This window comes from Proteus mirabilis ATCC 29906, assembly GCF_000160755.1.
Classification (GTDB): domain Bacteria; phylum Pseudomonadota; class Gammaproteobacteria; order Enterobacterales; family Enterobacteriaceae; genus Proteus; species Proteus mirabilis.
The window spans coordinates 157,629-169,775 of sequence record NZ_GG668581.1 but is presented as its reverse complement, the minus strand read 5'-3'; the positions used below and the strand labels follow the sequence as shown (position 1 = coordinate 169,775).

At 41.8% G+C, this 12,147-nt stretch carries 14 protein-coding genes; 13 read left to right on the top strand and 1 reads right to left on the bottom strand.

Annotated features, from left to right (window positions below; translation table 11 throughout):
- Nucleotides 1-53: 53 nt before the first annotated feature.
- The 10 genes from hflK to rplI all read left to right on the top strand — a co-directional run bounded on the left by hflK (nt 54) and on the right by rplI (nt 9,921).
- Nucleotides 54-1,328 (top strand): FtsH protease activity modulator HflK, encoded by a 1,275-nt coding sequence (gene hflK / locus HMPREF0693_RS14625; protein ID WP_004246289.1) that lies wholly within the window; start codon nt 54-56, stop codon nt 1,326-1,328.
- A gap of 2 nt (nt 1,329-1,330) precedes the next feature.
- Nucleotides 1,331-2,335, top strand: a complete 1,005-nt coding sequence (hflC, locus tag HMPREF0693_RS14620; RefSeq protein WP_004246288.1) for a protease modulator HflC — start codon at nt 1,331-1,333, stop codon at nt 2,333-2,335.
- 451 nt (nt 2,336-2,786) lie between these two features.
- Entirely contained in the window at nt 2,787-4,085 is a 1,299-nt protein-coding gene (locus HMPREF0693_RS14615; RefSeq protein ID WP_004249629.1) for an adenylosuccinate synthase, read from the top strand.
- A gap of 425 nt (nt 4,086-4,510) precedes the next feature.
- Nucleotides 4,511-4,939: a nitric oxide-sensing transcriptional repressor NsrR gene (nsrR, locus tag HMPREF0693_RS14610; protein ID WP_004249627.1), complete on the top strand. Its 429-nt coding sequence runs from the start codon at nt 4,511-4,513 to the stop codon at nt 4,937-4,939.
- Between the two features lie 38 nt (nt 4,940-4,977).
- The gene (rnr, locus tag HMPREF0693_RS14605; protein ID WP_004246285.1) at nt 4,978-7,467 is read left to right on the top strand and encodes a ribonuclease R; all 2,490 of its coding nucleotides are present in this window, start codon (nt 4,978-4,980) and stop codon (nt 7,465-7,467) included.
- Between the two features lie 115 nt (nt 7,468-7,582).
- A complete protein-coding gene (gene rlmB / locus HMPREF0693_RS14600; protein ID WP_190311212.1) occupies nt 7,583-8,314 on the top strand; it encodes a 23S rRNA (guanosine(2251)-2'-O)-methyltransferase RlmB in 732 nt (243 codons plus the stop codon).
- A 160-nt stretch (nt 8,315-8,474) separates the two neighbouring features.
- Nucleotides 8,475-8,870 (top strand): 30S ribosomal protein S6, encoded by a 396-nt coding sequence (gene rpsF, locus HMPREF0693_RS14595; RefSeq protein ID WP_004246283.1) that lies wholly within the window; start codon nt 8,475-8,477, stop codon nt 8,868-8,870.
- An 8-nt stretch (nt 8,871-8,878) separates the two neighbouring features.
- The gene (gene priB / locus HMPREF0693_RS14590) at nt 8,879-9,196 is read left to right on the top strand and encodes a primosomal replication protein N (protein WP_004246282.1); all 318 of its coding nucleotides are present in this window, start codon (nt 8,879-8,881) and stop codon (nt 9,194-9,196) included.
- Nucleotides 9,197-9,200: 4 nt separating this feature from the next.
- Nucleotides 9,201-9,428: a 30S ribosomal protein S18 gene (gene rpsR, locus HMPREF0693_RS14585; protein WP_000135199.1), complete on the top strand. Its 228-nt coding sequence runs from the start codon at nt 9,201-9,203 to the stop codon at nt 9,426-9,428.
- A gap of 43 nt (nt 9,429-9,471) precedes the next feature.
- Nucleotides 9,472-9,921 (top strand): 50S ribosomal protein L9, encoded by a 450-nt coding sequence (gene rplI, locus HMPREF0693_RS14580; protein ID WP_004246281.1) that lies wholly within the window; start codon nt 9,472-9,474, stop codon nt 9,919-9,921.
- 97 nt (nt 9,922-10,018) lie between these two features.
- Here rplI and HMPREF0693_RS14575 read toward each other — a convergent pair whose 3' ends face one another.
- The gene (locus HMPREF0693_RS14575) at nt 10,019-10,678 is read right to left on the bottom strand and encodes an OapA family protein (protein WP_004246280.1); all 660 of its coding nucleotides are present in this window, start codon (nt 10,676-10,678) and stop codon (nt 10,019-10,021) included.
- Between the two features lie 370 nt (nt 10,679-11,048).
- Between HMPREF0693_RS14575 and HMPREF0693_RS14570 the strand changes: the two genes are divergently transcribed.
- From HMPREF0693_RS14570 to zinT, 3 genes are read left to right on the top strand one after another with little or no spacing between them, the layout of a single operon-like run.
- Nucleotides 11,049-11,297 carry a type B 50S ribosomal protein L31 gene (locus HMPREF0693_RS14570; protein WP_004246279.1) on the top strand — a complete coding sequence of 83 codons (249 nt, stop codon included), beginning with the start codon at nt 11,049-11,051 and terminating at the stop codon, nt 11,295-11,297.
- Between the two features lie 10 nt (nt 11,298-11,307).
- Complete coding sequence (gene ykgO / locus HMPREF0693_RS14565) at nt 11,308-11,433, top strand: type B 50S ribosomal protein L36 (RefSeq protein WP_004246277.1); 126 nt, start codon at nt 11,308-11,310, stop codon at nt 11,431-11,433.
- A gap of 3 nt (nt 11,434-11,436) precedes the next feature.
- Entirely contained in the window at nt 11,437-12,084 is a 648-nt protein-coding gene (gene zinT / locus HMPREF0693_RS14560; protein WP_004246276.1) for a metal-binding protein ZinT, read from the top strand.
- The last annotated feature ends 63 nt before the right edge of the window (nt 12,085-12,147 follow it).

Genomic DNA, 12,147 nt, shown 5'->3' with positions numbered 1-12,147 from the left:
ATGAAATCGGCTCTTAAGCCTGATAAATCTAATCATAATAATGGAGCTAGAACATGGCGTGGAATCAGCCCGGTAACAACGGACAAGACCGCGACCCGTGGGGGAACCGAAACGGCGGTAATAATAACGGCGACGGGAACTCTAACGGTAATCAAGGAGGTCGGGATCGTAAAGCATCAGATCTCGATGATTTGTTCCGGAAACTGAGTGCAAAACTTGGCGGTTTCGGTGGTAAAAAAGGAGGAAACTCCTCTTCTGGGCAAAATGGCGGACCTCGTGGTAATGCTGGAAACGTATTAGTTTCTCTTGCATTAGGTGCTGTGGTTGTCGTTTGGGCTGCCAGTGGTTTTTATACCATTAAAGAAGCCGAACAAGGTGTTGTGACTCGTTTCGGTAAATTTTACCAAATCGTCGAGCCTGGTTTAAACTGGAAACCGACTTTCATTGATGAAGTTCAGCCTGTCAACGTAAAAACCATCCGTGATTTAACTACGGGTGGCATGATGTTGACATCAGATGAAAACATGGTTCAAGTTGAGATAAACGTTCAATATGTTGTCTCAGATCCAGAAGCATTTCTCTTTAATGTCACAACGCCAATGAATAGCCTAGGACAAGCGACAGACAGTGCCGTCCGTGGTGTCATTGGTCGTTCAGAAATGGAAAAGATCCTGACATCGAACCGTTCAGAAATTCGTGATCAAACCCGTCAAGAATTAGAAGAGACGATCCGCCCTTATAAAATGGGGATCTCCATTGTGGACGTCAACTTCCAAGTTGCTCGCCCACCAGAAGCGGTAAAAGCGGCATTCGATGACGTAATTGCGGCACGAGAAGAAGAGCAGAAAACCATTCGTCAGGCTGAGGCTTATAAAAACGAAGTGTTACCATTAGCGAAAGGTAACGCACAACGTATGATTGAAGAAGCAACCGCTTATAAAACGAGTGTGGTGATGAAAGCAGAAGGTGAGGTGGCGAGTTTCGCCAAAATCTTACCTGAATATCGCGCAGCACCGGAAATTACTCGTGAGCGTCTGTATATTGAAACAATGGAAAAAGTGTTGTCGAAAACACGTAAAGTCATTGCCAATGACAAAGGTAACAGTATGTTGGTTCTGCCTTTAGAGCAAATGTTACGCCAGCAACCAAAAGCGCCAACGTCATTTAATAGTGTCACAGAGGCACCTGCGCGTATTTCAACCCCTACGCCAAGTACCAACACAACACCTACTCAGAAACCAGCAACAACTTATGGTAACGGTGGATATGGTAGCAATAATAGTGGTGGTTATGGTCAGCCTTATGGCTCTAATCAAGGAGGACAATAATCATGCGTAAAGTTATCGCTGTTGTTGCAGTTATTATTTTAGCGTTGTTGTACTCCTCAGTATTTGTCGTGCAACAATATGAACGCGGTATTATTTTACGTTTCTCGAAAGTGGTACGTGATGGTGAAAATAAACCGGTCGTTTATGAACCGGGTATTCACTTTAAAATTCCATTTATTGAGAATGTGAAAAAATTGGATGCGCGTATCCAAACGATGAATATCCAGCAAGATCGCTTCTTATCAGGTGAGAACAAAGACTTGTTAGTTGACTCTTATCTGAAATGGCGTATCAGTGATTTTAGTACTTACTACCTAGCTACTGGTGGTGGTAATACGATGCAAGCAGAAACCTTATTGCGTCGTAAATTTAGTGACCGTTTACGCTCTGAAATTGGTCGTATGAGTGTAAACCAAATTATCACTGATTCACGTGGTCGTTTAACCATTGATGTACGTAATGCGTTGAATGAAGGTACACCTTCTCGCGATAAAAGTGATGCAGATGATGCTATTGCTATTGCTGCGAAGAAAGTGGCAGAAGAGACCAAAGGTAAAGCCCCTGCTATCAATATGAACAGTATGGCGGCATTAGGTATTGAAGTGATTGATGTTCGTATCAAACAAATCAACTTACCAATGGAAGTTTCTGAAGCCATTTATCAACGTATGCGTGCAGAGCGTGAAGCGGTTGCTCGTCGTCACCGTTCACAAGGTCAAGAAGAAGCGGTGAAAATCCGTGCTGCGGCAGATAAAACAGTGACAGAAACCTTAGCTGAATCGGAGCGTGAATCGTTACGTATTCGAGGTGAAGGGGATGCGCAAGCAACTAAACTATTTGCTGATGCATTCAGTCAAGATCCTGACTTCTATGCGTTTATCCGTAGCTTACGTGCTTATGAGAATAGCTTTAATAAAGACGGTAATGACGTCATGGTGTTAAGTCCAGATAGCGATTTCTTACGCTATATGAAAGCACCAACTAAAGCGAGAGCGATTGAAGAGTAATCGTCATCGTTCAAGAAAATAAATAATCATCCCCTAAGATAAAACTTAGGGGATTTTTTTAGCTTTTAATCAAGCAGATAGAATTAAAACAAATAAAGAAAATCGTTTTTTATTATTGAATGAAACGAAAAATCGCTCGCAACCATTTCCAAATTGCCTTTAGCTGAGATAGTATAAAGTGAAAATTGCATTTCAAGATAAACCTTCGGCAATCCCGAGGCGTCTTCTTAGCCATTTTCACTTTTATGTCACTCTGCTTCCTGTTTTTGCGATCAAAACTGTTGATAAAAATCACAAATATCTTGTGATGTGGTTTTTTCGGGCAAAAATATTGACAATGGCAAGATAATCTATTGCTTAAAAGCGGGGATGGCATAATTAGATAAAATCTACTGTAACTCTTGAATTGAGATGGTAGAATCCTTTTTTAAGCAACCGAGTGTATTTTGAAATGAGTAATAACGTTGTCGTATTAGGCACCCAATGGGGTGACGAAGGCAAAGGCAAGATCGTCGACTTGCTGACAGAACGTGCTAAGTATGTTGTTCGTTACCAAGGCGGACATAACGCAGGTCACACCCTAGTCATTGACGGTGAAAAAACCGTTCTCCACTTAATCCCATCAGGCATTCTTCGTGAAAATGTTGTCAGCATCATCGCAAACGGTGTCGTATTATCGCCAGAAGCACTGATGAAAGAAATGACACAGCTCGAAGAGCGTGGTATTCCTGTTCGTTCACGTCTACTGCTGTCAGAAGCTTGCCCATTAATTCTGCCTTATCACATTGCATTAGATAACGCCCGTGAAAAGGCGCGTGGTGAGAAAGCGATTGGTACTACGGGTCGTGGTATTGGTCCTGCTTATGAAGATAAAGTCGCACGCCGTGGTTTACGTGTTGGTGATCTATTTGATAAAAAAGCATTCGCTCAGAAGCTTAAAGAGATCATCGAATACCATAATTTCCAACTGGTTAATTATTACAAAGTTGAGCCTGTTGATTACCAAAAAACCTTAGACGATATCATGGCGATCGCTGATATCTTAACTGGGATGGTTGTTGACGTTTCTGACTTACTTTACAAAGCAACACAAAAAGGTGAGTTAGTGATGTTTGAGGGGGCGCAAGGTACTCTATTAGATATCGATCACGGTACTTATCCGTATGTCACCTCTTCAAATACCACCGCAGGTGGTGTTGCAACAGGTTCCGGCTTAGGTCCTCGTTATGTTGGTTATGTATTAGGTATCATTAAAGCCTATTCTACCCGTGTTGGTGCAGGTCCATTCCCTACAGAATTATTTGACGAAACGGGCGATTTCCTACGTGAAAAAGGCCAAGAGTTCGGTGCAACAACAGGTCGTAGTCGCCGTACTGGTTGGTTAGATATTATTGCTATCCGCCGTGCTGTTCAAATCAACTCATTGTCAGGCTTCTGCATGACCAAACTTGATGTCTTAGATGGTCTGAAAGAAGTTAAAGTGTGTGTAGGTTATCGCTTACCAAATGGCGAAGTGATTGAAACTACACCATTAGCAGCAGATGATTGGGAAGGTATTGAGCCTATTTATGAATCTATGCCTGGCTGGAACGAAAGCACTTTCGGCGTTAAAGATAAAGCACAGTTACCACAAGCTGCGTTAAATTATATTAAACGCGTTGAAGAGTTAACTGGTGTGCCTGTTGATATTGTTTCTACAGGTCCAGATCGTTCAGAAACGATTATTCTCCGTCATCCATTTGATGCATAATTTATTGTATTAATTGGTTTGATGTGAAAATCGTCCCTGAAAATGACAGGGGCGATTTTTTCGTATCTGTAACAAAGCCGAACTGAGTCACTATGTTGATTAGCAATAAAACGAAAAACTCTTTCCCGCTCGGTTGCGTTTTTGTTTTAGGGCTATGGTCAGAAGTGAAATAAGATAACGTTATTTTGTTGTCAACTAAGAGAAGCGATCTGTTGAAAAGCGACAGGATCGCTTTTTCTTTGCCTGTGATATCGCTATTATTTTAATGGTTGTGGTGAGTAAGCCTAAAAGCGCGGACTTTTGAGTATATCTTTGCTAAATGTCCAAAAATTAAACATAATATTGCTTAATAAAATGATATTCTCATTACTCATTATTTATCCTTTAACTTCTTTAACTGGGAGTTTTACTTTTCAGAGGTCATTGTGCAATTAACCAGTTTTACAGATTATGGATTGCGGGCGTTGATATATATGGCTTCATTGCCAGAAGGCAAAATGACGAGCATCACCGAAGTGACGCAGGTCTATGGTGTGTCACGTAATCATATGGTTAAGATTATTAATCAGCTAAGTCATATGGGATTTGTCGAAGCGATACGTGGAAAAAATGGTGGTATACGCTTAGGTAAACCTGCCGCTGATATTATTGTCGGCGAGGTCGTTCGTGCTTTAGAGCCGCTTTCACTGGTTAACTGTAGTGCTGAGTTTTGTCATATCACCCCAGCTTGTCGATTAAAACTTGTATTAAATCAAGCGATAGAACAGTTTTTGAAAGAGCTAGACCGTCATACACTGGCTGAATTGGTAGAAAACAACAGCCCCTTATATAAATTGTTATTAGAAGATGTTTGAGTCGACAATTTCATCATTCTGATAGCTTGGAGGTCATAATGTCCAAAGATCCTTTTCAGGATAGAGAAGCCGAAAAATACGCCTCTCCAATTGCTAGTCGTGAATTTATTTTAGAAGAAATGAAGAAACGCCCGGCCCCGATGAGCCGTGAAGATATCGCGCAGGCATTGAAAATTTCAGGTGAAGAAAATCTGGAAGCATTACGTCGTCGTTTACGGGCTATGGAACGAGATGGTCAGTTAGTTTTTACTCGACGTCAGTGTTATGCCTTACCTGAACGCCTCGATCTTTGGAAAGGTAAAGTTATCGGTCACCGTGACGGCTATGGTTTTTTACGTGCGGAAGGCCAAAAGGATGATCTCTATCTTTCACAAGATGAAATGAAAAAAACCATGCATGGTGATGTGATTTTAGCGCAACCCCTAGGCATGGATAGAAAAGGGCGTCGAGAAGGTCGCGTCGTTCGTGTTCTTGAACCCAGAAACAGCCAAATTGTTGGGCGCTATTTTATTGAGTCAGGTATGGGATTTGTGGTACCTGACGATAGCCGTTTAAGTTTTGATATTCTTATCCCTAAAGAAGATATCATGGGCGCACGTATGGGGAATGTGGTGGTGGTTGAAGTTACCACAAGACCAACACGGCGTACTCAAGCGGTAGGACGCATTGTTGAAATTTTAGGTGAAACTATGGGGACGGGAATTGCGGTAGAAATTGCACTACGCACCCATGAAATTCCTCATACTTGGCCACCTAAAGTAGAAAAAGAAATCGCTGATTTAAAAGAAGATGTGCCAGAGTCAGCGAAACAAGGCCGCGTTGATTTGCGTGATCTCCCTTTAATTACCATTGATGGTGAAGATGCGCGAGACTTTGATGATGCCGTTTATTGCCAGCGTAAAAAAGGCGGGGGCTGGCGTTTATGGGTAGCAATTGCAGATGTGAGCTATTATGTACGCCCTCAAACTGCATTAGACACAGAAGCGCGTAGCCGAGGCAATTCGGTCTATTTCCCATCTCAAGTTGTCCCTATGCTGCCAGAAGTACTGTCGAATGGATTATGTTCATTAAATCCACAAGTCGACCGTTTATGTATGGTTTGTGAAATGACCGTTTCTGAGCAGGGGCGCCTTTCATCTTATAAATTCTATGAAGCCGTAATGAGCTCTCACGCGCGAATGACTTACACCAAAGTATGGAAAATCATTCAAGGTGATGAAGAGTTACGTGAGCACTACCAACCGATCGTAAAAGATATTGAGCACCTTTATGAGCTATACCAAGCCCTCGATAAGGCCCGTGAACAGCGTGGTGCCATTGGTTTTGAATCGGAAGAAGCGAAATTTATTTTCAATGCAGAACGTCGTATCGATCGTATCGAACCGGTTGTACGTAATGATGCACATAAATTAATTGAAGAGTGCATGATTTTAGCCAATATTGCGGCGGCGCGTTTTGTTGAGAAAAATGAAGAGCCTGCGTTATATCGTGTGCATGATAAACCCAAAGAAGAGAGCGTAATGAATTTACGTTCGGTATTTAATGAACTGGGTTTAACATTACCGGGAGGATTAACACCGGAGCCAGGCGATTATGCGCGGGTCATGAAAGAAGTCGAAGAGCGTCCAGATCACGAAATGCTACAAACCATGGTATTGCGCTCCATGAAACAGGCAATTTACGATCCTGAAAATCGAGGTCACTTTGGTTTAGCATTAAAATCTTATGCTCACTTCACTTCCCCCATCCGTCGTTATCCTGACTTAGCATTACATCGTGCTATTAAATACCAGATAGCGAAACAGCAAGGCCATGGCTCACAACGCTGGACCCCAACGGGGGGCTATCATAGTGATATGGATACCATGCTTCAATTAGGGGAGCACTGCTCTTTAACTGAACGTCGGGCGGATGAAGCAACCCGTGATGTGGCTGATTGGCTGAAATGTGATTTCATGCTTGATCAAATTGGTCAGCAATTTACCGGTATTATTACCAGTGTCACTGGTTTCGGTTTCTTTGTGCGCTTAAACGATCTATTTATTGATGGTCTTGTTCATGTATCCACATTAAATAATGATTACTATCAATTTGATAATGTTGGACAGCGTTTAATTGGTGAGTCATCCGGTCAGGTGTATCGTCTGGGTGATGAAGTTGAAGTGAAAGTTGAAGCGGTCAGTATGGATGAACGTACTATTGACTTCTCATTGATTTCAACAACACGTAAAGCACGTAACCCCGGGAAAACAGCACGTGTTCGTGCGTTAAAAGGGGGAAAAGACAAGAAAAATGCGAGCAGTAGTAAGTCTCGTCGTCGTGATGCCAGCAAAGACAAAAACTTTGAACCTGATAGTGCCTTTAGGAAAGGTAAATCAAGTAAAGAAAAACAGAGTAAAGATAAAGTCATTAAAGAGAAAATTGCGAAGGACAAGGCGAGTACTAAACGCAAAAAAGCTTCTGCACAAACCAAAAAGATAGAGGCGAAATTAAAAGCCAAACGTGCGGCGAAACGCACTAAAGCGTAGTTATACAACGAAGTCATTCACTGTTTGACTCCTATTAAAAAGGCGGATTTTCCGCCTTTTATCTGTTATTGTGCCTTTTATTTTTTAACGAGTAACAACCGCTATGAGCGAAGATATTATTTATGGTATTCACGCAGTAAAAGCACTGCTTGAGCGTGATCCGACACATTTTAAAGAAGTTTATGTGTTAAAAGGACGCGAAGATCGTCGTTTAATGCCGGTGATCCATGCGCTGGAAGAACAAGGGATTTTAGTTCAAGTTGCTAATCGCCAATGGTTAGATAATCAAACTGAAGGTGCGGTTCACCAAGGGATAATTGCTAAGGTAAAACCTAGTCGTCAGTACCAAGAACAAGATTTACCGGACTTATTAGCTGAAGTAGGTACACCTTTTCTATTAGTGTTAGATGGTGTGACTGATCCACACAACTTAGGGGCATGCTTACGTAGTGCTGATGCGGCTGGTGTTCACGCAGTCATTGTACCAAAAGATCGCTCAGCTCAATTAAATGCCACGGCGAAAAAAGTCGCTTGTGGTGCTGCAGAAAGCGTACCTTTGATCCGTGTAACCAATCTGGCACGTACTTTACGCTTACTACAAGAAGAGAACATCTGGATTGTTGGCACCGCGGGGGAAGCGGATCATACATTATATCAAAGCAAACTCACAGGGCCTTTAGCTTTGGTTATGGGGGCTGAAGGTGAAGGAATGCGCCGTTTAACCCGCGAACATTGTGATGAGTTAATCAGTATTCCTATGGCAGGCTCAGTCTCTTCATTAAATGTCTCCGTGGCAACCGGAGTTTGTTTATTTGAAGCAATGCGTCAGCGTATTTCTGTAAAATAACACTGCGCGTATTTTATTCTCTTCCTCCCTTGAGTTTTATTGCGTGGGGGGGTATAGTTACGCGTCAATTTTTTCAGTCACACTTAAACAAGTTCCTTGCCTCCATGGGTGGTGACTGACCCTGACAGGAGGCTGATAAATCCGTAAGGAGCAATATCAAATGCGTCATTACGAAATCGTTTTTATGGTTCACCCAGACCAGAGCGAACAAGTTCCTGGTATGATCGAACGTTATAAAACCGCTATCACTAATGCTAATGGTCAGATCCACCGTCTCGAAGACTGGGGTCGTCGTCAACTGGCTTATCCAATCAACAAACTGCACAAAGCACACTACGTTCTGATGAACGTTGAAGCTCCGCAAGAAGTGATTGATGAACTGGAAACTACTTTCCGCTTCAATGATGCCGTGCTCCGCAACATGATCATGCGTACTAAACACGCAGTGACTGAAGCTTCACCAATGGTTAAAGCAAAAGACGAACGTCGTCGCGATGTTGCTGAAGATCTTGATGAAGAAGAAGTTGATGATGTAGCAGAGGATTCTGAAGAGTAATTAGTGTTGTGACGGCTAATCGATTAGTGCTAACAGGCACTGTGTGCAAAGCATTGATACGAAAAGTTAGCCCTGCTGGGATCCCGCATTGCCAATTTGTGATTGAGCATCGTTCAACACAAGAAGAAGCGGGATTAAAAAGACAATCATGGTGCAGAATGCCCATTATTGCCAGTGGGAAAGCGTTACAAACTGATACTCACAGTATAACGGTCGGTAGCAAAGTTACCGTTTCAGGATTCATTAGTAGCCATCAGGCGAGAAATGGATTGTTTAAACTGGTATTGCATGCCGAACAGATTGAATTGATAGATTCTGGAGACTAGCCATATGGCACGTTATTTCCGTCGTCGTAAGTTCTGCCGTTTCACAGCGGAAGGCGTACAAGAGATTGATTATAAAGACATCGCTACGCTGAAAAACTATATCACTGAAAGTGGTAAAATTGTACCAAGCCGTATCACCGGTACTCGTGCAAAATACCAGCGTCAGCTGGCTCGTGCTATCAAGCGCGCGCGCTACCTGTCTTTATTACCTTATACTGATCGTCATCAGTAATAGGTATTATATAGTCCATTAATGACTTGTAGAGGATAAGGTAATGCAAATTATTCTGCTTGATAAAGTAGCGAATCTGGGTAGCCTGGGTGATCAGGTTAACGTAAAATCGGGCTATGCTCGTAACTATTTAATCCCACAGGGTAAAGCTGTTTCTGCGACTAAGAAAAACATCGAGTTTTTCGAAGCGCGTCGTGCTGAGTTAGAAGCTAAATTAGCTGAAACTTTAGCAGCAGCTGAAGCTCGTGCAGCGAAAATCACTGCACTGGGATCTGTCACTATCAGCTCTAAAGCGGGTGACGAAGGTAAACTGTTTGGTTCAATCGGTACACGTGACATCGCTGATGCAGTAACTGCAGCTGGCGTTGAAATTTGTAAGAGCGAAGTTCGCCTGCCAAACGGCGTTCTGCGTACAACTGGTGACCACGAAGTTCACTTCCAAGTTCACAGTGACGTATTCGCTGAACTGAATGTAATCATCGTTGCTGAATAATCATTAGATTAAACAGTTATGTTGATAGAAAAACGCCAGCTTAGCTGGCGTTTTTTATATAGGTTATTGCTCTATTTCTCCACACCGCTTGTTGACACTATGGCGTACGATAATAACTACCATCACTGAGTCGAGTGAAGGTAATAACAGTACCGGTATTGTCAGTCACTTCAAGCATACTCACTTCACCTTGTGAACCTCGTTGTAAACGAATGGTTTGTCCGGCGCGTAACTGGCTTAACGGCTTTTGTGGGCCTTCTGATTTCGCCATAGTAAACGCATCATTGACAAGCAACTGATTATCTCTAAATAGTTGTGCAAGGGTTTGCCCCTCTTTAATGGTATAAGTTTGCCAATTTTCAGTCGCGGTTGACGGTGCTTGAGGCGTTGTGTTTACTGGCGTATTGTCATTGGTATTATTGGCTTCACCTTCTTCTGGTAAGTCTTCTGTCTCTTGCTCAGCATTTAGACTATCTTGTGCTGGTGGTAGTGTATTAGGGACATTTTGTGTTTCATTTGAGACAGAAGGTGCTACAGGCACAGGAAGATCTTGTGTCGAAGATGAGGGTTGAGGTGGGGTGGTATTTTCACTTGTTGGCCAGAAAAAAACGACTAACAAAATAATGGCAATAACAACGATTGCTCGACGATGTAAGCCTGGGAATTTGCCCATATTCACCTCATGATTGAACTGTGAATCACTATCACTAATTGTAACCTCTTTTTTATTTCTTGTTGCCATACTAGCACGAACCATGATCCTTACCTGCTCCCTGAATTCTTTTCAGAATTATCTCTTTAATTTGATTACGTCCTTGAAGGTGTTACCAAAAGCACCCGATGCTTAATCGTCTATAGTTGTGGGATTAAGCGAGACAGAAGAATACTGAGTGTTATCTATTCAACGGCATAATGTGGTGAATGTTTAGCATTTATTTTTTGAATAGACTTACTCTGCTTAATCAAATGTTCTATGTTGCCTCACCCCTTGCAACATGTAGAGATGCCACTATCACTAATAGGTATATAAAAAAAATGATCAAAAAAACTAGCCATTAAAATAAAAAGGCGCTACATTATCGCAACTCAATATTGTTATATTATAACATTACATAAAGAGGGCGAGTATGAAAGAAAATATTCATCCACAATATCGTACTGTCATTTTCCATGACACTAGCGTAGATGCTTATTTTAAAGTGGGATCAACCATTCAAACTGATAAAACTATTGAGTATGAGGGGCAACGCTATCCTTATGTCACTTTAGATGTCTCTTCTCAGTCTCATCCATTTTATACCGGTAAACAAAAAACACATTCTCAAGAAGGTAATGTGGCACGCTTTAATAAGCGTTTTGGCCGATTTGTTAATTAGGGAAGAAAAAATGCAAGTATTAAGTTCATTAAAGAGTGCGAAGCTGCGCCACCCTGATTGTAAAGTGGTACGCCGTCGTGGACGTCTGTATGTAATTTGCAAATCAAATCCACGTTTTAAAGCCGTTCAGGGGTAACCTATGCAAAAACCAATCCTTTCTTGTCTTTTGATTATGGGTTTTTTAGGTAGTGCTATGTCTGTTTTGGCACATGGACATCATCATGAAAAAGTACGCACACAAGCACAAATAGATGCTGCGAATGGGATTTTTGAGGACAAGGACGTTCTCAATCGCTCATTAAGCGATTGGGATGGCGTATGGCAATCTGTTGAACCCTATCTGCGTAGTGGCGAATTAGATATCGTTTTGCAAAAGAAAGCGGAGACGAAGCAAGATAAAACAGTAGAACAATATCGAGCTTACTATACACAAGGCTATAAAACCGATGTTGATATGATTGGTATTGAGAATAATATCGTAGAGTTTCATCGTGGTGATAAAGTCGATAGCTGTGAATATCACTATGATGGTTATCGTATTCTACATTATCAATCGGGTAAAAAAGGTGTTCGCTATCTGTTTAGATGTGACGATGCCAACAGCCAAGCTCCACGGTTTATTCAGTTTAGCGATCATATTATTGCACCAGAAAAAGCACAGCATTTTCATCTATATATGGGAAATAGTTCACAAGATGAATTACTTAAAGAGCTAACTAATTGGCCAACCTATTACCCTTATTCAATGAAAGGGGAAGATATTGTTCATGAAATGCTTTATCACTAATTAAAGTGAAGAAATAACCTATTGGGCTGACATCAATACCCTTGATATTTATCGAGGGTATTG